Origin of the sequence: Enterobacter sp. Res13-Sevr-PEC09-46, from assembly GCF_015672585.1 — a bacterium.
GTDB lineage: Bacteria > Pseudomonadota > Gammaproteobacteria > Enterobacterales > Enterobacteriaceae > Enterobacter > Enterobacter hormaechei_C.
In genome coordinates this window covers 297,678-318,605 of record NZ_JADABR010000033.1, presented here as the reverse complement: position 1 = coordinate 318,605, position 20,928 = coordinate 297,678, and the positions used below count along the sequence as shown (strand labels likewise).

The following is a 20,928-nucleotide window of genomic DNA, read 5'->3' as shown; positions in this document are numbered from 1 at the left end:
TTTTGCATACGGTAAACAAAATTTTGGGAAACTATGTCCAGATTCTTTTTTAACGACCGCAAACAGCTTGTCAACGATGCCATTGAAGGCATACTTCTCTCCGCGCCGCACGGTAATCTCGTCAAACTGGATATCGATCCGGCCATCCGCGTGGTGGCTCGCGGCGACTGGGATAAAAGCCGCGTGGCGGTGATCTCCGGTGGCGGCTCCGGCCATGAACCGGCACATGCCGGGTTCGTCGGTAAAGGCATGCTTACCGCAGCGGTGTGTGGCGATCTGTTCGCTTCCCCAAGCGTGGATGCGGTCCTCAATGCCATTGTGGCGGTGACGGGCGATCGTGGCTGCCTGCTGATTGTGAAAAACTACACCGGTGACCGGCTTAACTTTGGCCTGGCGGCGGAAAAAGCCAAACGCTACGGCCTGAAGGTCGAGATGGTTATCGTGGCGGATGATATCGCCCTACCGGATAACAAGCAGCCGCGTGGTATCGCGGGAACGGCGCTGGTGCATAAGATTGCGGGATATGCGGCAGAACAGGGGAAATCGCTAAACGACGTGCGGGATATTGCACAACAGGCCTGCGATAACCTCTGGAGCCTGGGGGTTGCGATGCAAACCTGTAACCTGCCGGGTAGCGATGATGAAGAAGGACGCATCAGGCAAGGCCACGTGGAGCTGGGGCTGGGGATTCACGGCGAGCCGGGGGCATCGGTGGTGGATACGCAGAACAGCAGGGCGATTATCGATACGCTGGTGACGCCGCTAAAAGCCCAGGCGGGTGACGGGCGCTTTGCGGTGCTGATCAACAACCTCGGCGGCGTGTCAGCGCTGGAGATGGCTCTGCTCACCAAAGAGCTGGCGCATTCGGCGTTGAAAGAGAACATTGCGTATCTGATTGGCCCGGCGCCGCTGGTGAGTGCGCTGGATATGAAAGGCTTTTCGCTAACGCTGTTAAAGCTCAACGATTTCTTCGAGAAGGCGATTCACGCCGAGGTCGAGACGCTGGGCTGGCAGAAGCCCGTCGCGTTCGCGCCCCTGCGTACCGTCCCCCATAGCGCCCTTCATGATCGCGTGGAATATACCCCGTCGGACAATCCGCAGGTGAGCGAGGCCGTCGCCTCGGTAACGAAAACATTGATCCAGCTGGAAAATCGCCTTAACGCGCTGGATGCCAAAGTAGGCGATGGCGATACGGGCTCCACCTTTGCGCAAGGGGCGCGGGATATTGCGCAGCGACTTGAGGAGAACAACCTGCCCCTTAACGACGTGCCGACATTACTCCTGCTGGTGGGGGAGCGGCTGGCAACGGTGATGGGCGGATCGAGCGGCGTATTGATGTCGATCTTCTTCACGGCGGCAGGACAAAAGCTTCACGATGGACAGTCGCTACCTGAAGCATTGCTGAGCGGACTGGCGCAGATGAAGCAGTATGGCGGTGCAGATCTCGGCGATCGTACGCTGATCGATGCCCTGCAACCGGCGCTGGAGGCGTTACAGAAAGGCAATATTCAGGCGGCAGCGCAGGCCGCGCAGCAAGGGGCTGAAGCAACGGCGAAAATGGCGAAAGCCGGCGCGGGACGCTCGTCGTACGTGAATAAAGAGAATCTGGACGGGGTGATGGATCCGGGGGCGGTCGCGGTGGCGGAAGTGTTTAAGACCATGGTAGATGCAAAACGGTAACAACCGTTACCGTTTTTAGTGTTTGCGCCCTCTCCCTGTGGGAGAGGGTTGGGGTGAGGGCATCAGGCTGCACATTCCCCGGCAATCTCACATCAGAAATCCGCTTTCAACACCACGCGGTAGCGGGCTTTGCCGTCGCGCACGTGCTGGATCGCTTCGTTGATTTTTGACATCGGATACAGCTCGGTGGTTGGCGCCACTTTTGTGCGTCCGGCAAACTTCATCAGCTTGCGTAACTCATATGGTGTGCCGGTAGCAGAGCCGGATATGCTGCGATCGCCGCCGATCAGGGTAAACGCCGGAACCGGCAGCGGCTTCATCACCGCACCCACGGTGTGGAAGTTACCGCCGTAGGCCAGGGCTTCAAAGTACGGCTGCCAGTCGAGATCGACGTTCACGGTGTTGATGATCAGGTCAAACTGGCCTGCCAGAGCGGTGAGCGCCTGGGGATCGCGACTGTTTACCACTTTATCCGCACCCATGGCCAGCACTTCCTGCTCTTTCGCCGGGTTAGAGCTAAACGCCGTCACTTCACAGCCCATCGCGTGCAGCAGCTTGATGGCAATATGCCCCAGCCCGCCAATCCCGATCACGCCCACGCGGCTGGTGGCGGTAATGTGATGCATCAGCAGCGGTTTAAAGACGGTGATGCCGCCACACAGCAGCGGACCTGCGGATTCAATATCAATGCTGTCCGGCAGCGGGATAACCCATTGCCAGTCGGCGCGCAGCTTATCGGCGAAACCGCCCTTGTTCAGGATGGTCGGCGTAGCGCCCTCAAGGCAGTTGATCTGATTGCCGCTGATACAGGCGTCGCAGTGGCCGCAGCTGCGTGCCGTCCAGCCGATACCCACGCGCTGGCCCACTTTCAGCCCTTTGTCCTGCGCGGCGCTGCCGAGCGCCACGACGCGGCCAATGACTTCGTGCCCGGCCACCAGCGGATAGCTGGAGAAGCCCCATTCATTGTCGATCATCGAGAGATCTGAGTGGCAGATCCCGCAGTAATCAACCTGTACTTCGACGTCTTCCGCTTTTAGTTCGCCCGCATCGTACTCGTACAGCTCAAGTTCTGCACCCGCCTGCGGTGCGGCGTAGCTTTTTATCTTCGACATCGCATTTCCCCTGTTTTGGTGTGAACTGTGAGTGTAGAGCATTCAGTTTACAGACGCTTAACAGAAGACGGCAGGAACAAAACTTACAGACTTTTCAGCATCCTGACTTCGCAGTCCACGTGGCCCGTGCAGCCCAGTGGCGCATCGATATGCTCAAAGCCGAGATGTTCATACAGGCCAATGGCCTCTTTAAGGAAAGCGGTGGTTTCAAGGTAGCAACGTTTAAAGCCCTGTGAGCGTGCATGTTCCAGGGCGACCAGCGCCAGCTTTTTCGCCAGGCCTTGTCCGCGTATCGTTGGCAGGAAATACATTTTCTGGAGTTCACAGATATCCGGCTCGCTGCAAAGCAGTGGGGCAATGCCGCCGCCGCCCACGACCTGGCCGTCCTGCTCGATGACCCAGTAGGCATGACCCGGCTGGCTGTACAGCTGAAAAAGTTCGTCCAGATTTGGGTCGGCCACGGTGTAGCCTTTGTCGGCGGTCAGGCCATATTCGGCAGAAACCGTGCGGATAACGGCGGCGATAGCCGGGTTGTCCTGCTCAGTGATCCGACGCATTGTCGTCGCGACGGGGGTAATCACGCTCATAGCATTACTCATGACAAAAATTGACACACAACTGCTGTTAATAGCACCGCAGAAAGGGGAGTGCAAGCGAGGAGTTTTCAGGAAGGATACCCCTTACGCCCTGAAGCGTAAGGGGTAAAAGCATTACAGCGCCGCGATAACCGCCTGCTGCTCGATCAGTTTGGTCTTCGCATCGGCGAAGGCAACCAGACGCTCACGCTCTTTGGCGATGACCGCTTCCGGTGCGCGGGCCACAAAGCCCTCGTTCGCCAGTTTGCTTTCGATTTTGCCAATTTCCACGTCGACTTTCGCCACTTCTTTCGCCAGACGCGCCAGCTCCGCATCTTTGTCGATCAGGCCCGCCATCGGGATCAGCAGCTCCGCGCCGTCGATGATTTTGGTCACGGAAACCGGACCTTTGTCATCGGCAGGCAGCACGGTGATGCTTTCCAGACGCGCCATGGTTTTCAGGAAGGTGTTGTTCTCGGTGACGCGACGAACGGCAGCTTCGCTGCAACCGCGCAGCAGCAGCTCCAGTGGTTTACCCGGAGCGATGTTCATTTCCGCGCGGATGTTACGTACCGCAACGATCGCCTGTTTCAGCCACTCGGTATCCGCAGATGCGGCTTCATCCACTTTCGCGGCGTCGAATGCCGGGAACGGCTGGAGCATGATGGTATCGGCATTAATACCGGCAATCACCTTCACGCGCTGCCAGATGGTTTCGGTGATGAATGGAATGATCGGGTGCGCAAGGCGCAGCAGACCTTCCAGAACGGTAATCAGCGTATTACGCGTGCCGCGCAGTTCCGCTTCAGAACCGCCGTTCATGACCGGCTTCGCCAGCTCCAGGTACCAGTCGCAGAACTGGTTCCAGGTGAATTCGTACAGGATGCCTGCCGCGATGTCGAAGCGGTAGCTGTCCAGCGCGTCGCGGAATGCTTTCACCGTCTGGTTAAATTCCGCCAGGATCCAGCGGTCTGCCAGAGACAGGGTCATTTCGCCGCCGTTAAAGCCGCAATCCTGATCTTCGGTGTTCATCAGCACGAAGCGGCTGGCGTTCCACAGCTTGTTACAGAAGTTACGGTAACCTTCCAGACGCTTCATATCCCAGTTGATGTCACGACCGGTGGAGGCCAGCGCCGCCAGGGTGAAGCGCAGGGCGTCGGTACCGTGAGATTCGATCCCGTTCGGGAACTGCTTCTCGGTACGCTTGCGGATTTTCTCTGCCAGCTGCGGCTGCATCATGTTGCCGGTACGTTTTTCCAGCAGCTCTTCCAGAGAGATACCGTCCACCATATCCAGCGGGTCGATAACGTTACCCTTGGATTTGGACATCTTCTGGCCTTCGTCGTCGCGGATCAGGCCGGTCATGTAGACGGTATGGAACGGAACCTGCGGCTTGCCGTCTTCGTCTTTGATGAAGTGCATGGTCATCATGATCATGCGGGCAATCCAGAAGAAGATAATGTCGAAGCCGGAGACCATCACGCTGGTTGGGTGGAACTGACGCAGCGCGTCGGTGTTTTCCGGCCAGCCGAGGGTGGAGAAGGTCCACAGCGCGGAGGAGAACCAGGTATCCAGCACGTCTTCGTCCTGGCGCAGGGCAACATCCGCGCCCAGGTTGTTTTCCTGACGCACTTCCTCTTCGGTGCGGCCAACGTAGACATTGCCTTCGTTGTCGTACCATGCCGGGATACGGTGACCCCACCACAGCTGACGGGAAATACACCAGTCCTGAATATCGCGCATCCAGGAGAAGTACATGTTTTCGTACTGCTTCGGCACGAACTGAATGCTGCCGTTCTCAACCGCTTCCACAGCCGGTTTCGCCAGCACGTCGGCACGCACGTACCACTGGTCGGTCAGCATTGGCTCGATAACCACGCCGCCACGGTCGCCGTACGGCACGGTCAGATCGTGAGGTTTAACCTCTTCCAGCAGGCCGAGTGCGTCAACGGCGGCTACGATGGCTTTACGCGCGGCAAAGCGCTCCAGCTTCTGGAACTCAGCCGGGATGTCGCTGGAATAAACGTCGGATTCGTTGCCTTTGGTGTCATACACTTCTGCGCTTTCGCGGATATCGCCGTCGAAGGTCAGAATGTTGATCATCGGAAGTTGATGACGACGACCGACTTCATAGTCGTTGAAGTCATGCGCCGGGGTGATTTTCACGCAGCCGGTGCCTTTTTCCATGTCGGCGTGTTCGTCGCCCACAATCGGAATACGGCGGTTCACCAGCGGCAGCACCACGAATTTGCCGATCAGATCTTTATAACGCGGATCTTCCGGGTTAACGGCCACGCCGGTATCGCCCAGCAGGGTTTCCGGACGGGTGGTCGCCACCACCAGGTAATCTTTACCGTCGGCGGTTTTTGCGCCGTCGGCCAGCGGATAGCGGATGTGCCACATGGAGCCTTTAGACTCGCGGTTTTCCACTTCCAGGTCAGAGATGGCGGTGCGCAGTTTCGGGTCCCAGTTGACCAGGCGCTTGCCACGATAAATCAGGTCTTCTTTGTACAGGCGCACAAAGACTTCTTTCACGGCGTTGGACAGGCCTTCATCCATGGTGAAGCGCTCGCGCTCCCAGTCTACGGAGTTGCCGAGACGGCGCATTTGACGGGTAATGGTGCCGCCGGATTCTGCCTTCCACTGCCAGATTTTGTCGATGAACGCGTCGCGACCGTAGTCGTGGCGGGTTTTACCCTCTTCAGCGGCAATTTTACGCTCAACCACCATCTGGGTCGCGATACCCGCGTGGTCAGTCCCCGCCTGCCACAGGGTATTTTTGCCCTGCATGCGCTGGTAGCGGATCATGGTATCCATGATGGTCTGCTGGAAAGCATGCCCCATATGCAAACTGCCGGTGACGTTCGGCGGCGGGATCATGATGCAGAAGGACTCTTTGCTTTCGTCGCCGTTAGGCTTGAAATAGCCCTGCTGTTCCCAGTGCTCGTAAAGCGGCTGTTCGATATCGCGTGGGTTATATGTCTTTTCCATTATTTCCAGGTTGCCGTATTCAGGTTAAAACCGGCCAGGCGGTACGCTTTGTAGCGTTCGCGCGCCAGTTGTTTCAAGGATTCTTCGTAAGGGACAAAGTCTACCACTTCTGTGAAAGCGGTGGCAAAATCTGCAAAGTCTGTCCGCAAGCTAATGAGAATGTCGCGCGCGCTGCTGTTGCGTTTTTGCGGCCAGGCAATCTCCACCGGTGCCCCGCCGCGTGGACCTTCGCCCGACAGGTTATGCGGAACAAAACTCTCCGGCGGGCGCGCCCATAGCGCTTCATCCAGGCGAATCGCCTGCTGCTCATCTTCACAGGCAATCAGGACGCGTTTACCTGCGCGCCAACGTTCTGCGGCAATTTCACACACCAGCTGTTCAACGGCGCTGAGGCCATCCTGATGGGTGTCATTGTCCAGAAGGTAGAACGTTGCATTCTTCATAATATATGGGGCTTCTTGTCGTGGATTTAAATGCAAAGCCGGGTGGCGCTTCGCTTACCCGGCCTACGGTTGAGTGGCGTGTAGGCCGGGTAAGGCGTAGCCGCCACCCGGCGTTTTACATCACTCGTCGCCGTTAAAACCCGCACGATTGAGCAGGAACTGCGACAGCAGCGCCACCGGACGTCCGGTCGCGCCTTTGGCTTTACCGGAGCGCCATGCGGTCCCCGCGATGTCCAGGTGCGCCCAGTTGTACTTGCGGGTGAAACGCGCCAGGAAGCAGCCTGCGGTGATTGCTCCGCCAGGACGACCGCCGATGTTCGCCATGTCTGCGAAATTAGACTCCAGCTGTTCCTGGAACTCGTCCCCCAGCGGCAGACGCCACGCGCGGTCGCCGGCCTGTTCGGACGCGCCGATCAGCTCATGCGCCAGCGGGTTGTGGTTCGACATCAGGCCGGTGATGTGATGGCCCAGCGCGATCACGCAGGCGCCGGTCAGGGTAGCCACGTCGATAACCGCTTCAGGTTCGAAACGCTCAACGTAGGTCAGCACGTCGCACAGCACCAGACGGCCTTCGGCGTCGGTGTTCAGCACCTCAACGGTCTGGCCGGACATGGTGGTCAGCACATCACCAGGACGATAAGCGCGGCCGCCAGGCATGTTTTCGCAGCCCGCCAGCACGCCGATCACGTTGATGGGCAACTGAAGTTCCGCGACCATGCGCATGACGCCGTAAACCGCCGCCGCGCCGCACATGTCGTATTTCATCTCATCCATGCCTTCTGAAGGCTTGATGGAGATACCGCCGGAGTCGAAGGTCAGCCCTTTACCGACGAGCACGATGGGACGCGCATCTTCAGACGGATTACCCTTGTACTCAATGACCGACATCAGGGATTCGTTCTGGGAACCGTTACCGACCGCCAGATAAGAGTGCATCCCCAGCTCTTTCATCTGCTGTTCGCCGATAACGCGGGTGATGACGTTCTTGCTGTAGGCGTCAGCCAGCTGGCGCGCCTGAGATGCCAGGTACGCGGCGTTACAGATGTTTGGCGGCATATTGCCAAGATCTTTTGCCGCTTTAATACCGGCGGCAATGGCCAGACCGTGCTGAATGGCGCGCTCGCCGCTGGTCAGCTCGCGACGGGTTGGCACGTTAAAGACCATTTTACGCAGCGGGCGACGCGGCTCGCTTTTGGTGGTTTTCAGCTGATCAAAGCTGTAGAGGCTCTCTTTTGCGGTTTCGACGGCCTGGCGCACTTTCCAGTACGTGTTGCGGCCCTTAACGTGCAGCTCCGTCAGGAAGCAGACGGCTTCCATCGAACCAGTATCATTCAGTGTATTAATGGTTTTCTGAATAACCTGCTTGTACTGGCGCTCATCAAGCTCACGTTCTTTACCACAGCCAATCAGCAGAATACGCTCGGACAGGACGTTCGGAACATGGTGCAGCAACAAGGTCTGCCCTGGTTTGCCTTCCAGTTCGCCACGGCGCAGCAGGGCGCTGATATAACCGTCGCTGATTTTATCGAGTTGCTCGGCGATCGGGGAGAGTCGGCGTGGTTCAAAGACGCCCACAACGATGCAGGCACTCCGCTGTTTCTCCGGGCTACCGCTTTTTACACTGAACTCCATGCACTACGCTCCTGAATCTTAAAGACAACGGCGGCGGCTACGGATAGAATTGAAACCTTTCGTAACTCATGTCCGCCGTTGTGGTGACTTCGTGTTAATCTTACGTTACTACGGTTTCGACACGTCAATAAATGTCATGAAGCGCGAATCCGCCGGGTTTTTTAATCTTAGCGATGATTTCGACGACTCAAGAGAATAAATGACGTTTAAGCCATGAAACAAGCTAAATTCCTGCATAAGACGAGTTTTAACGGGCGTATTTAAAGTGATAATCATAAGATATCTGGTTCGGGAGACGCTGAAGAGCCAACTGGCGATCCTCTTTATCCTCCTTCTGATCTTTTTCTGTCAGAAGCTGGTCAGGATCCTCGGCGCGGCGGTTGATGGCGAAATCCCAACGAATCTGGTGCTTTCCCTGCTCGGGCTTGGCGTGCCGGAAATGGCGCAGCTTATCCTGCCGTTAAGCCTGTTCCTTGGTCTGCTGATGACCCTGGGTAAGCTCTATACCGAAAGTGAAATCACCGTGATGCATGCCTGCGGCCTCAGTAAAGCCGTACTGGTAAAAGCAGCCATGGTGCTGGCGCTGTTTACGGGCATTGTTGCCGCGGTTAACGTCATGTGGGCAGGGCCGACCTCCTCTCGTCATCAGGATGAGGTGCTGGCGGAAGCAAAAGCTAACCCGGGGCTGGCGGCGCTGGCGCAGGGGCAGTTCCAGCAGGCTACCGACGGTAACTCCGTGCTGTTTATCGAAAGCGTTGATGGCAACCGCTTCAATGACGTGTTTCTTGCTCAACTGCGCCCGAAAGGTAACGCTCGGCCTTCTGTGGTGGTGGCGGACTCCGGTCAGCTGTCGCAGCGTAAAGACGGCTCTCAGGTTGTCACGCTGAACAAAGGAACGCGTTTCGAAGGCACGGCTATGCTGCGCGACTTCCGTATTACCGATTTTCAGAACTACCAGGCCATCATTGGCCATCAGGCCGTTGCGCTCGATCCCACGGATACTGAGCAGATGGATATGCGCACCTTAATGAATACCGATACCGATCGTGCGCGTGCTGAACTGCACTGGCGTATCACGCTGGTATTCACCGTATTTATGATGGCGCTGATGGTGGTTCCGCTGAGCGTGGTAAACCCGCGCCAGGGCCGCGTGCTGTCGATGCTGCCAGCGATGCTGCTGTATCTGGTGTTCTTCCTGCTGCAAACCTCAATCAAGTCTAACGGCGGGAAAGGAAAAATTGACCCGATGATCTGGACCTGGGTCGTGAATGGTTTGTATCTGCTGCTGGCAGTCGGACTCAACTTGTGGGACACGGTGCCTGTGCGTCGTCTTCGTGCCCGGTTTACGCGTAAAGGAGCCATCTAATGCAGGCGTTTGGCGTACTTGACCGCTATATCGGTAAAACGATTTTCACCACCATCATGATGACCCTGTTCATGCTGGTGTCGCTCTCGGGCATTATCAAATTTGTCGACCAGCTGAAAAAAGCCGGGCAGGGGAGTTACGACGCGTTGGGCGCCGGGATGTATACCCTGCTCAGCGTACCAAAAGATGTGCAGATCTTCTTCCCGATGGCGGCCCTGTTGGGGGCGCTGCTGGGCCTGGGGATGCTGGCTCAGCGTAGCGAGCTGGTGGTGATGCAGGCATCGGGTTTTACCCGTATGCAGGTTGCGCTGTCGGTGATGAAAACCGCGATCCCGCTGGTGCTGTTGACCATGGCGATTGGCGAATGGGTCGCGCCACAGGGCGAACAGATGGCGCGTAACTACCGTGCTCAGGCTATGTACGGCGGTTCACTGCTCTCCACGCAGCAGGGATTATGGGCGAAAGATGGTCAGAACTTTGTCTATATCGAACGCGTGAAAGGGGACGATGAACTGGGCGGCGTGAGTATCTATGCCTTCAATAACGATCGTCGTTTACAGTCGGTGCGTTATGCCGCCTCCGCTAAATTTGATGCGAACAACAAGCTGTGGCGGTTATCCCAGGTTGATGAATCTGACCTGACGAACCCGAAACAGATCACCGGTTCGCAGACCGTTAGCGGTACCTGGAAAACCAACCTGACGCCGGACAAGCTTGGGGTGGTTGCGCTCGATCCCGATGCGCTCTCCATCAGCGGTCTGCATAATTACGTGAAGTATCTGAAATCGAGCGGACAGGATGCGGGGCGTTACCAGCTCAACATGTGGAGCAAAATCTTCCAGCCGCTGTCCGTGGCCGTGATGATGCTGATGGCGCTATCGTTCATCTTTGGACCGCTGCGTAGCGTGCCGATGGGGGTTCGCGTGGTAACCGGTATCAGCTTTGGTTTTGTGTTCTACGTCCTCGATCAGATTTTCGGTCCGCTGACGCTGGTGTATGGCATTCCGCCAATTATCGGAGCACTGTTGCCGAGCGCCAGTTTCTTCCTGATCAGCCTCTGGATGCTGCTAAAACGCTCCTGATAAACCTTCTTCCTCGCTCCCGGTTGCCCGGGGGCGAGGCTAATCTCCTGTTTCACTCCGCACTTTTTCTCACAACCTTCAACGCCTCGCCGTGAATTTGAGTATTATTGAGCGATAAAGTCGTGAAGGGATCCTCTATGAAGCAAATTCGAATGCTGGCCCAGTACTACGTCGACCTGATGATGAAGCTCGGGCTGGTGCGTTTTTCCATGCTGCTGGCGCTGGCGCTGGTCGTTCTGGCCATCGTCGTGCAAATGGCCGTGACCATGGTTCTGCATGGTCAGGTCGAGAGCATCGACGTGATCCGCTCTATTTTCTTTGGCCTGCTGATTACCCCATGGGCGGTCTATTTTCTCTCCGTGGTGGTTGAGCAACTGGAAGAGTCCCGACAGCGTTTATCGAAACTGGTGGATAAGCTGGAAGAGATGCGCGAGCGCGATCTCAAACTCAACGTCCAGCTCAAGGACAACATTGCCCAGCTGAATCAGGAAATTTCAGACCGTGAGAAGGCGGAAGCCGAGCGTCAGACCACGCTTGAGCAGCTAAAAGTTGAGATGAAAGAGCGTGAAGTGACGCAGATCCAGCTTGAACAGCAATCCTCTTTCCTGCGCTCGTTCCTCGATGCGTCGCCGGATCTGGTGTTCTACCGTAATGAAGATAAAGAGTTCTCCGGCTGTAACCGGGCCATGGAACTGTTGACCGGGAAAAGCGAAAAGCAGCTGATCCACCTGAAACCTCAGGATGTCTATTCCGAAGAGGCGGCAGCAAAAGTGATGGAGACGGATGAAAAGGTCTTCCGCCATAACGTTTCGCTGACCTATGAGCAGTGGCTGGACTATCCTGACGGGCGCAAAGCCTGCTTTGAGATCCGCAAAGTGCCTTATTACGACCGGGTGGGGAAACGTCATGGTCTGATGGGCTTTGGCCGCGATATCACCGAGCGTAAGCGCTATCAGGATGCGCTGGAGCGCGCCAGCCGGGATAAAACCACCTTCATCTCCACCATCAGCCATGAACTGCGCACCCCGCTGAATGGCATTGTGGGGCTGAGCCGCATTCTGCTGGATACCGAGCTGACCAGCGAGCAGGAAAAATACCTGAAAACGATCCACGTCTCGGCGGTCACGCTGGGCAATATCTTCAATGATATTATCGACATGGATAAGATGGAACGCCGTAAAGTTCAGCTCGACAACCAGCCGGTTGATTTTACCGGTTTCCTCGCGGACCTGGAAAACCTGTCAGGTTTACAGGCTCAGCAAAAAGGGTTGAGCTTTGTGATGGAGCCAACGCTGCCGTTGCCGCATAAAGTGGTGACGGACGGCACACGTCTGCGGCAGATCCTGTGGAACCTCATCAGCAACGCCGTGAAGTTTACCCAGAAGGGGCAGGTTGCGGTGCGCATTCGCTATGACGAAGGCGACATGCTGCACTTTGAAGTTGAGGACTCGGGTATCGGCATTCCTCAGGAGGAGCAGGATAAGATCTTCGCCATGTATTATCAGGTTAAAGACAGCCACGGCGGTAAACCGGCGACCGGTACGGGCATTGGACTGGCGGTGTCGAAACGTCTGGCGAAAAGTATGGGCGGGGATATCACCGTTGCCAGCCAGCCGGGTAAAGGCTCCACCTTTACGCTTACCGTCCACGCGCCTGCCGTGGCGGAAGAGGTGGAAGATACGTTTGAGAACGACGATATGCCGCTGCCAGCCCTGCACGTCCTGCTGGTGGAAGATATTGAGCTGAACGTCATTGTCGCCCGGTCGGTACTGGAAAAACTCGGTAACAGCGTGGATGTGGCGATGACCGGGAAAGCCGCGCTGGAGATGTTCACGCCGGGCGAGTATGACCTGGTGCTGCTCGATATTCAGCTACCGGACATGACCGGGCTGGATATCTCCCGCGAGCTGACGCGCAAATATGCTCCTGACGAGCTGCCGCCGCTGGTGGCGTTGACCGCAAACGTGTTGAAAGATAAAAAAGAGTATCTCGAGGCCGGTATGGACGATGTGCTCAGCAAGCCGCTGGCGGTACCCGCCCTGACGGCGATGATCAAGAAGTTCTGGGATACCTGTGATGAAGAGGAGAGCACCATGACGTCTGTTGATAGCGCTAAAGCCCAAACGATACTGGATACCGCCATGCTGGAGCAGTATATCGATCTGGTGGGACCAAAACTGATCACCGATGGCCTCGCCGTGTTCGAAAAAATGATGCCGGGCTATCTGAACGTGCTCGAATCCAACCTGACGGCGCGTGACCAGAAGGGCATCGTCGAAGAGGGGCATAAAATCAAAGGCGCGGCAGGATCTGTCGGGTTACGCCATCTCCAGCAGCTGGGCCAACAGATTCAGTCTCCTGATTTACCTGCCTGGGAAGATAACGTAGGTGATTGGGTCGAAGAGATGAAACAAGAGTGGCAAAACGATGTGGCAGTGCTGAAAGCCTGGGTGGATGCCAGAAAAAAATGACCCCGGCTATACCGGGGTGCGCGAATACTGCGCCAACACCAGGGAAATCGTGGCTGCGCCTGATTTTTATGGGTTGTTTTCGCATGGACGCCGCCTGAAAATTGAGGCCGCACGCAGATAAGATAGCAAATCTTAAACAGTTTGTTACATGAATCAGTGAAATGTGTGAAGCATAGCGTTTTAATCAGAATTTTTAATGTGCTTCAGCGAGTTGCATAGAAGGATCGTCAGAATGAAAAAGATTGGTGTCGTGCTGAGCGGATGTGGTGTTTACGATGGTTCAGAGATACATGAAACCGTATTAACGCTGCTGGCATTATCGCGCCAGGGGGCAGACGTTATCTGCTTCGCCCCGGATAAAACCCAGGCAGACGTGATTAATCATCTCACCGGCGAGCCAATGGCGGAAAGCCGTAACGTGCTGATTGAAGCGGCGCGTATTGTGCGCGGCGATATTCACCCGCTGGCACAGGCCGATGCCGCTGAGCTTGATGCGCTCATCGTGCCGGGCGGTTTTGGCGCGGCGAAAAACCTGAGCACGTTTGCAACGGAAGGCACGGCGTGTCATGTCGATCCCGATTTGAAAGCGCTATCGCTGGCGATGCATGCGGCAGGTAAGCCGCAGGGCTTTATCTGCATTGCGCCGGCCATGCTGCCGAAAATTTTTGATTTCCCGCTGCGGCTCACGATCGGAACCGACATTGATACCGCTGAGATTGTCGAGGATATGGGCGGTGAACACGTGCCATGTCCGGTAGACGACATTGTGGTGGACGAGGACAACAAGATCATCACCACGCCAGCGTATATGCTGGCGCAGAACATCGCCGAGGCTGCCGCAGGCATTGAAAAGCTGGTGGACAGAGTGCTGGTCCTGACCGAATGAGTCGTAAATTCTCCCCCGGCGGGTGGTTAAAACGGATCCTGCTGCGTATTGTGCTGGTCCTGGCTGTGTTCTGGGGCGGCGGTATTGCGCTGTTCAGCATCCTGCCCGTCCCGTTCTCGGCCGTGATGGCAGAGCGGCAGATTAGCGCCTGGCTCTCTGGGGATTTTGGCTATGTTGCCCATTCTGACTGGGTCAGCATGGATGCCATCTCCCCGTGGATGGGGCTGGCGGTCATTGCGGCAGAAGATCAGAAATTCCCGGAGCACTGGGGTTTTGACGTGGCGGCTATCGAGAAGGCGCTGGATCATAATGAACGTCATGAAAACCGCGTCCGCGGCGCGTCAACGCTTTCTCAGCAGACGGTAAAAAACCTGTTCTTATGGGACGGTCGCAGCTGGGTGAGAAAAGGGCTGGAGGCCGGGCTGACGCTGGGGGTCGAGACGGTGTGGAGCAAAAAACGCATTTTAACCGTCTACCTGAATATCGCGGAATTTGGTGACGGCGTATTTGGTGTCGAAGCGGCATCGCAGCGCTATTTTGGCAAGCCCGCCAGCAGGCTGACTATGTCCGAAGCGGCACTGCTTGCCGCCGTGCTGCCGAACCCGCTGCGTTTTAAGGCCAGCGCCCCGTCAGGCTACGTGCGAAGCCGCCAGGCGTGGATTATGCGCCAGATGCGTCAGCTGGGTGGGGAAGGGTTTATGGAGCGAAATAATCTTAGGTAGGGCGGGTAAGCGCAGCGCTACCCGCCGACATGGCGAACGTTAGTCTTCGTCAAACCCGGCGTTGAACAGGGCAATCACTGCCGCCAGCGCTTCTTCTTCCTGCGGGCCGGTGGCTTCAACTTCAATCTGACGGCCTTTGGCAGAATCCAGCATCAGTAGCGCAATCACGCTGTTGGCTTCTGCCTCGGTTCCCTCGTCGTTGCGCAGCAGCACCTCAGCATCAAAACCCTGCATCAGTTCAAACAGCTTCATCGCCGGGCGCGCATGCATGCCCAGCTTGTTGGTGATTTCGACGGTCTGTTTTACGGTCATGTTTTGCGTTTTTCCAGCGTGCGATGGCGGGACTGAACGTTCTTCCCGCGTGAGCGGAAGTAATCGGCCAGCTGTTCGGCAATGTAGACCGAACGATGTTTACCGCCGGTACAGCCAATCGCCACCGTCAGGTAGCTGCGATTGTTTGTTTCCAGCATAGGTAACCATAGCTCAAGGTAGCTTCGCGTCTGGTAGATAAAATTGTGTACTTCTGTGTGTCTGTCGAGGAACGCCGCCACCGGCTTATCCAGACCGGTCATCGGACGCAGTTTCGGATCCCAGTGTGGGTTCGGCAGGAAACGCACATCAAAAACGTAATCCGCATCGATAGGTATGCCGTGCTTAAAGCCGAAGGATTCAAACACCATCGTCAGTTCGCGCTCGCGCTTGCCGAGTAAGCGCGTACGCAGCATTTCCGCCAGCTCGTGGACGGACATTTCGGAGGTGTCGACAATCAGGTCGGCCCGGGAACGCAGCGGCTCAAGCAGATCGCTCTCTTTATCGATGGCGCTTTCCAGCGAAAGATTTTTACTGGAGAGCGGATGCAAACGACGTGTATCGCTGTAGCGACGGATCAGCGTGTTGCGGTCAGCGTCCAGGAACAAGAGCTGAGGCGAGAAGCATTCCGGCAGGCTGTTCATTGCCTGCTCGAAGATTTCCGGCGATTCCGGCATGTTACGCACGTCGATACTGACGGCGGCAGAGATTTGCCTGTCCGCCAGCGTCCGCGCCAGATCGGGTAACAACACTACCGGCAGGTTATCTACACAGTAAAATCCCATGTCTTCCAGCGCGCGCAGGGCCACGGACTTCCCGGACCCCGAACGACCGCTGACGATCATCAGCACCATGTTCCGTTTCTCCTCAGGGCAGCCGTTCTGAAGGCCCTTTCCCGATTATGCCTCATCCTGATTGCCTTCTGCTTCAGTGATAATTTGATAAAGCTCTTCATCACTTTGGGCTGAGCGCAGTCGACGACAAATGGTTTTATCCGCCAGACGTTTGGCAACCAGCGACAGCGTGTGCAGGTGGGTTTTGGTCTGATCGGCAGGAACCAGCAGCGCGAAAAGCAGATCCACAGGCTGGTTATCGATGGCGTCAAAAGCGATAGGCGTTTCCAGTTGCACAAACACCCCCACGGCACGCAGCGTATCTTCTTCCAGCTTGCCATGCGGGATCGCAATGCCATTGCCGATGCCGGTACTGCCCATTTTTTCACGGGTCAGAATGGCTTCAAACACGATCTGCGGCGGCAGACCCAGCTGTTTTGCGGCCAGCTCACTGATGATTTCCAGCGCACGTTTTTTGCTCTGGCAGTGAACGCCACTGCGGGTACAATCCTGGTTAAGGACATTGCTCAGTTGAAGAGCGGAATCGTTGTTTATCATAATTTCACCTAAGCGCTAACTGTACAAATGGCCTGTTGTGTTTCACAACAGGCCGTCCTGCACCCGTTAACTGCCCGGACAATTAGTGTTGTTTCAGTTTATCTTTATGTTTATTGAGCTGTCTCGCAAGCTTATCAATCAAGCCGTCGATAGCCGCGTACATGTCTTGCCCTTCCGCACTGGCATGGAGTTCCCCTCCGTTGACGTGCAGGGTCGCATCCGAGATATGCGTCACTTTCTCCACTTTCAACACAACATAGACCTGGTTGATCCTCTCGAAATACTGCTCGAGTTTCGCAAACTTAGTGTTTACAAAATCGCGTAAAGCCTCAGTAATCTCGACGTTATGTCCGGTGATATTGAGCTGCATAGTGTCTTCCTTATCGGTTGTGTCAAACCAGTTGTTTACGCTGGTTAGACGGCGGAATGGATAAAGACTCTCGATACTTCGCGACAGTACGACGTGCCACCATAATACCCTGATCGGACAGCATGGTGGTTAACTTACTGTCACTGAGTGGCTTCGCGGGGTTCTCCGCGGCGATCAACTTCTTCACCAGTGCGCGAATAGCCGTTGACGAGGCCTCGCCGCCGCCTTCGGTGTTCACGTGGCTGGAGAAGAAATACTTAAGCTCAAAAATACCGCGTGGGCTGTGCAGATATTTCTGCGTGGTCACGCGGGAAATTGTTGATTCATGCATCTCGACGGCCTGGGCGATGTCCGCCAGCACCATCGGTTTCATAAACTCTTCGCCCTGCTCAAAGAACGCCTGCTGCTGTTCGACAATACAGCGGCTGACGCGCAGCAGCGTGTCATTACGGCTCTCCAGGCTCTTGATCAACCAGCGTGCTTCCTGAAGGTTGCTGCGAATGTATTGATTATCAGCGTCGTTACGGGCGCTGGTGCACATGGAGGCGTATTGCTGGTTGATTTGCAGGCGAGGAATGCTGTCGGCGTTCAGTTCAACGACCCACCGGCCATTGTGTTTTCTCACCAGCACATCGGGGATGACATATTCCGGTTCGCTGGTCTGGATCGACTGCCCCGGACGCGGATCGAGCGACTGGATCAGATTCACCGCTTCCTTCAGCACCTCTTCTTTCAGGCGCGTGACGCGCATCAGGGTGCGGAAGTCATGATTCGCCAGCAGATCCAGATGATCGCTGATGATGAGCCGGGCTTCGTCAATCCACGGTGTCTCTTTGGCAAACTGCGAAAGCTGGATCAGAAGGCAGTCGCGCAGATCTTTCGCGGCGACGCCAATCGGGTCGAAGCGCTGAACGCGTTTCAGGACGGCTTCAATCTCTTCCAGTTCAATCTCGTCATTGCCGATGCTTTCCAGAATCTCGTCCAGCGTCACGGTCAAATAGCCCGTGTCGTCAACGGCATCGACAATCGAGGTGGCAATGGCGCGATCGGTATCGGAGAAAGGGGTCAGCTCTACCTGCCACATCAGGTAGTCCTGAAGCGACTGGGTGGTTTCGCCCTGGTAGACCGGAAGTTCATCGTCCTGGTAGTCTGCGCGCGTCCCGGAAGGGGTACCCGCGGTGTAGATTTCATCCCAGCTGGCATCCAGCGGCAGTTCGTCCGGCATCTCTTTCTGTTCGAGCGCATCTACGGAGTCGAGCGTTTCTGTGTCCTGCGTCTGCTGGGCGTCTACCTCGTCATGAAGATCGGTTTGCTCCAGCAGCGGATTGCTGTCCAGCGCCTGCTGGAGCTCCTGCTGGAGTTCTAACGTGGACAGCTGCAACAGACGGATTGCCTGCTGTAGCTGCGGCGTCATGGCCAGTTGCTGGCTGAGCCGTAATTGCAAACCTTGCTTCATGTTCAGAGCGTTTTTCTCCGGTTCGGCGTGACTTAACCTCTACCCTATCAGAGTCTGAAGTCTTCCCCAAGGTACACGCGCTTAACATGCTCATCTTCGAGGATTTGCTGCGGCGTACCGTGGGCAATCAGATGGCCCTGGCTCACTATGTAGGCGCGCTCACACACGGCCAGCGTTTCACGAACGTTGTGGTCCGTGATCAGTACGCCAAGCCCGCTGTCGCGCAGGTGCTCAATAATACGTTTGATATCGATAACGGAGATGGGGTCAACGCCCGCAAACGGTTCATCCAGCAGGATGAATTTCGGGTTTGCTGCCAGTGCGCGCGCAATCTCAACGCGGCGGCGTTCACCACCGGACAGCGCCTGACCGAGGCTGTCACGCAGATGTTCGATATGAAACTCTTCCATCAGCTCGTTCGCACGGTCAGTGCGCTGCTCGCTGGTCAGATCGTCACGGATCTGGAGCACGGCCATCAGGTTGTCGAACACGCTTAAGCGGCGGAAAATAGACGCTTCCTGCGGCAAATAGCCGATGCCACGACGCGCGCGGGCATGAAGCGGCAGCAGGCTGATATCTTCATCATCGATGATGATGTTGCCGGCGTCACGCGGGACGATGCCCACCACCATGTAGAAGGTCGTGGTTTTACCCGCCCCGTTAGGGCCAAGCAAACCCACGATTTCGCCGGAGTTGACGGTCAGACTGACATCTTCGACGACGCGGCGGCCCTTATACGCTTTCGCGAGGTTTTTTGCAGTTAAAGTTGCCATAACGAATTAGTTACTCTTTTTCTGTGCCGGAGCCTGACCGTTGTTCTTGTCCTGCAACTGCGAAGGCACAAGCACGGTCGTGACGCGTTTGCCTTTTTCACTGGAGGCCTGCATTTTCTGCTCTTTCACCAGATAGGTGATCTTGTCGCCTTTGATATTGCTGTCCAGCTGTTCCAGGTAAGCATTACCGGTCAGGATGACCAGATCCTTCGCCAGTTCATAGTGCATATGCGAGGCATGGCCTTTCACCGGCTTGCCGTTGTCCTGCATCTGGTAGAAGGTGGCCGGGTTGCCATAACCATCGATAATCTCTTTGCCCTGCTCGCCGCCCGGACGGGTAACGACCACTTTGTCGGCGTTGATTTTAATGGTGCCCTGGGTCATGACGACGTTGCCGGTAAAGGTGACGACGTTACCCTGCATATCCAGAGACTGGGTATCGGATTCAATATGAATCGGCTGTTCGGTGTCGCCAGTCACAGCAAGCGCGGGAAGACTGGCCGCCAGCAGCGCGCTGGCGATAACAACTTTAAGGCTGAGTTTGTTTGTTTTGAATTTCATAGGAGGTTCTAACCTTTTCAATCAGCTCGGCGTTTTTGCTGCGTAAGTTCCCGCGCATTCTTAAACCGCTGGAATTAAATGTTGTGCCATACAGGGTGACTAGATCCTGCGACGTGACATCCTGGGTGACCAGGTTGATCTGGGCGTTATCCGTCGTAATTTTTCGCAGTTGCGCGTCAGCGGTCAGGGCGTTGACTTCAACGTGACCATACAGGTAAAGCATACGGTCATTTGTCAGTTTTGCCCGGTCAGACTTGATAGACCACGTCGGCACTTTGTCCGTATCAAAGGTGGTCATGACCGGTTGGGTAAACCACGAGGTACCGTCATCTGAAAAATATTCTACATGCTGAGCAACGAGGCGATAGTTCAGCGCGCCTTCCGGGCTATAGACCACGGTGTCGCTGTGATCGCTTTTATAGGTCGGGTCGCTCGTGTTAACCACTTCCGCTTGCGTATCATCGCGGTCAGCGAGGTTGACGCCAATCAGTACCAGGGCGACAAGCGCAAGCAGAATGATAACCCAACGTCTGGTTTTACTCATATCGATTGCCCTTTCGCCTCATCAAGCTTGCCCTGCGACAGCAGAAGCAGATCGCAGACTTCACGGACGGCGCCGCGGCCACCGTGAATATGGGTAACGTAATCAGCACGCGGGATCAGCAGCGGGTGCGCGTCAGCCACGGCGATGCTCAGACCCACCTCCGCCATCACTGGCCAGTCGATCAAATCATCCCCGACGTATGCCACATTCTCTGGTGCAATGGCCAGTTTTCCCAGCAGATCCCGGAAAGCTACCATCTTATCAGACTGCCCCTGATAGAGATGGGTAATGCCCAGCGTTTCACACCGATCTTCTACCAGTTTAGCTTTCCGCCCGGTGATGATTGCAACTTCAATTCCGGACGTGAGCGCACAGCGGATACCGTAACCGTCGCGAACGTTAAAGGCTTTCAGCTCTTCGCCGTTATTGCCCATATAAATCAGACCGTCGGAGAGCACACCATCCACATCGAGGATCAGCAGGCGGATATTTTCCGCCTTTGCCATCATGTGGGCGCTCACCGGGCCATAACAGGTTGCAAGGGATGCACCCGCATTACTCATT

The 20,928-nt window shown here is 56.0% G+C and carries 20 protein-coding genes; 6 read left to right on the top strand and 14 right to left on the bottom strand.

Going from position 1 to position 20,928, the window contains the following annotated elements:
* The first annotated feature begins 33 nt into the window (after nucleotides 1-33).
* Entirely contained in the window at nucleotides 34-1,680 is a 1,647-nt protein-coding gene (locus IMQ56_RS21525) for a dihydroxyacetone kinase subunit DhaK (protein ID WP_032649667.1), read from the top strand.
* Between the two features lie 92 nt (nucleotides 1,681-1,772).
* Here the strand turns inward: IMQ56_RS21525 and IMQ56_RS21520 are convergent, their stop codons facing one another.
* The 5 genes from IMQ56_RS21520 to pepA form a co-directional block, all read right to left on the bottom strand.
* Complete coding sequence (locus tag IMQ56_RS21520) at nucleotides 1,773-2,792, bottom strand: NAD(P)-dependent alcohol dehydrogenase (RefSeq protein WP_196063911.1); 1,020 nt, start codon at nucleotides 2,790-2,792, stop codon at nucleotides 1,773-1,775.
* A gap of 83 nt (nucleotides 2,793-2,875) precedes the next feature.
* On the bottom strand, nucleotides 2,876-3,379 hold the full coding sequence (locus IMQ56_RS21515; protein ID WP_003861887.1) for a GNAT family N-acetyltransferase: 504 nt from the start codon (nucleotides 3,377-3,379) through the stop codon (nucleotides 2,876-2,878).
* A 123-nt stretch (nucleotides 3,380-3,502) separates the two neighbouring features.
* Entirely contained in the window at nucleotides 3,503-6,358 is a 2,856-nt protein-coding gene (locus IMQ56_RS21510; RefSeq protein WP_015571990.1) for a valine--tRNA ligase, read from the bottom strand.
* The gene (gene holC, locus IMQ56_RS21505; RefSeq protein ID WP_003861884.1) at nucleotides 6,358-6,801 is read right to left on the bottom strand and encodes a DNA polymerase III subunit chi; all 444 of its coding nucleotides are present in this window, start codon (nucleotides 6,799-6,801) and stop codon (nucleotides 6,358-6,360) included. Before holC ends, IMQ56_RS21510 begins: the two co-directional genes overlap by 1 nt.
* Before the next feature lie 120 nt (nucleotides 6,802-6,921).
* A complete protein-coding gene (pepA, locus tag IMQ56_RS21500; RefSeq protein ID WP_003861882.1) occupies nucleotides 6,922-8,433 on the bottom strand; it encodes a leucyl aminopeptidase in 1,512 nt (503 codons plus the stop codon).
* Nucleotides 8,434-8,698: 265 nt separating this feature from the next.
* On the opposite strand from pepA, the gene lptF reads away from it, so the two are divergent.
* From lptF to mtgA, 5 genes are all read left to right on the top strand, one after another.
* Nucleotides 8,699-9,799, top strand: a complete 1,101-nt coding sequence (gene lptF / locus IMQ56_RS21495; protein ID WP_003861881.1) for an LPS export ABC transporter permease LptF — start codon at nucleotides 8,699-8,701, stop codon at nucleotides 9,797-9,799.
* Complete coding sequence (gene lptG / locus IMQ56_RS21490; RefSeq protein ID WP_001147540.1) at nucleotides 9,799-10,881, top strand: LPS export ABC transporter permease LptG; 1,083 nt, start codon at nucleotides 9,799-9,801, stop codon at nucleotides 10,879-10,881. Before lptF ends, lptG begins: the two co-directional genes overlap by 1 nt.
* Nucleotides 10,882-11,018: 137 nt before the next feature.
* Entirely contained in the window at nucleotides 11,019-13,352 is a 2,334-nt protein-coding gene (gene arcB / locus IMQ56_RS21485; RefSeq protein WP_017382727.1) for an aerobic respiration two-component sensor histidine kinase ArcB, read from the top strand.
* Between the two features lie 232 nt (nucleotides 13,353-13,584).
* Nucleotides 13,585-14,238 (top strand): isoprenoid biosynthesis glyoxalase ElbB, encoded by a 654-nt coding sequence (gene elbB / locus IMQ56_RS21480; RefSeq protein ID WP_015571987.1) that lies wholly within the window; start codon nucleotides 13,585-13,587, stop codon nucleotides 14,236-14,238.
* The gene (mtgA, locus tag IMQ56_RS21475; RefSeq protein WP_015571986.1) at nucleotides 14,235-14,960 is read left to right on the top strand and encodes a monofunctional biosynthetic peptidoglycan transglycosylase; all 726 of its coding nucleotides are present in this window, start codon (nucleotides 14,235-14,237) and stop codon (nucleotides 14,958-14,960) included. Before elbB ends, mtgA begins: the two co-directional genes overlap by 4 nt.
* A gap of 39 nt (nucleotides 14,961-14,999) precedes the next feature.
* On the opposite strand, the gene npr is transcribed toward mtgA, so the two are convergent.
* From npr to kdsC, 9 genes are all read right to left on the bottom strand, one after another.
* Entirely contained in the window at nucleotides 15,000-15,272 is a 273-nt protein-coding gene (gene npr, locus IMQ56_RS21470) for a PTS phosphocarrier protein NPr (RefSeq protein WP_003861872.1), read from the bottom strand.
* Nucleotides 15,269-16,123 carry an RNase adapter RapZ gene (gene rapZ / locus IMQ56_RS21465; RefSeq protein ID WP_003861870.1) on the bottom strand — a complete coding sequence of 285 codons (855 nt, stop codon included), beginning with the start codon at nucleotides 16,121-16,123 and terminating at the stop codon, nucleotides 15,269-15,271. The genes npr and rapZ overlap by 4 nt, the downstream gene beginning before the upstream one ends.
* A 45-nt stretch (nucleotides 16,124-16,168) precedes the next feature.
* The gene (ptsN, locus tag IMQ56_RS21460; RefSeq protein WP_003861869.1) at nucleotides 16,169-16,660 is read right to left on the bottom strand and encodes a PTS IIA-like nitrogen regulatory protein PtsN; all 492 of its coding nucleotides are present in this window, start codon (nucleotides 16,658-16,660) and stop codon (nucleotides 16,169-16,171) included.
* Between the two features lie 82 nt (nucleotides 16,661-16,742).
* Nucleotides 16,743-17,030 carry a ribosome hibernation promoting factor gene (gene hpf / locus IMQ56_RS21455; RefSeq protein ID WP_003861866.1) on the bottom strand — a complete coding sequence of 96 codons (288 nt, stop codon included), beginning with the start codon at nucleotides 17,028-17,030 and terminating at the stop codon, nucleotides 16,743-16,745.
* A gap of 22 nt (nucleotides 17,031-17,052) precedes the next feature.
* Complete coding sequence (gene rpoN, locus IMQ56_RS21450) at nucleotides 17,053-18,486, bottom strand: RNA polymerase factor sigma-54 (protein ID WP_023295498.1); 1,434 nt, start codon at nucleotides 18,484-18,486, stop codon at nucleotides 17,053-17,055.
* A gap of 47 nt (nucleotides 18,487-18,533) precedes the next feature.
* On the bottom strand, nucleotides 18,534-19,259 hold the full coding sequence (gene lptB / locus IMQ56_RS21445) for an LPS export ABC transporter ATP-binding protein (RefSeq protein ID WP_003861862.1): 726 nt from the start codon (nucleotides 19,257-19,259) through the stop codon (nucleotides 18,534-18,536).
* Between the two features lie 6 nt (nucleotides 19,260-19,265).
* The gene (lptA, locus tag IMQ56_RS21440) at nucleotides 19,266-19,820 is read right to left on the bottom strand and encodes a lipopolysaccharide ABC transporter substrate-binding protein LptA (protein WP_006812136.1); all 555 of its coding nucleotides are present in this window, start codon (nucleotides 19,818-19,820) and stop codon (nucleotides 19,266-19,268) included.
* On the bottom strand, nucleotides 19,789-20,364 hold the full coding sequence (gene lptC / locus IMQ56_RS21435) for an LPS export ABC transporter periplasmic protein LptC (protein WP_015571983.1): 576 nt from the start codon (nucleotides 20,362-20,364) through the stop codon (nucleotides 19,789-19,791). Before lptC ends, lptA begins: the two co-directional genes overlap by 32 nt.
* The gene (gene kdsC, locus IMQ56_RS21430; RefSeq protein WP_017693909.1) at nucleotides 20,361-20,927 is read right to left on the bottom strand and encodes a 3-deoxy-manno-octulosonate-8-phosphatase KdsC; all 567 of its coding nucleotides are present in this window, start codon (nucleotides 20,925-20,927) and stop codon (nucleotides 20,361-20,363) included. Before kdsC ends, lptC begins: the two co-directional genes overlap by 4 nt.
* Between the last annotated feature and the right edge of the window lies 1 nt (nucleotide 20,928).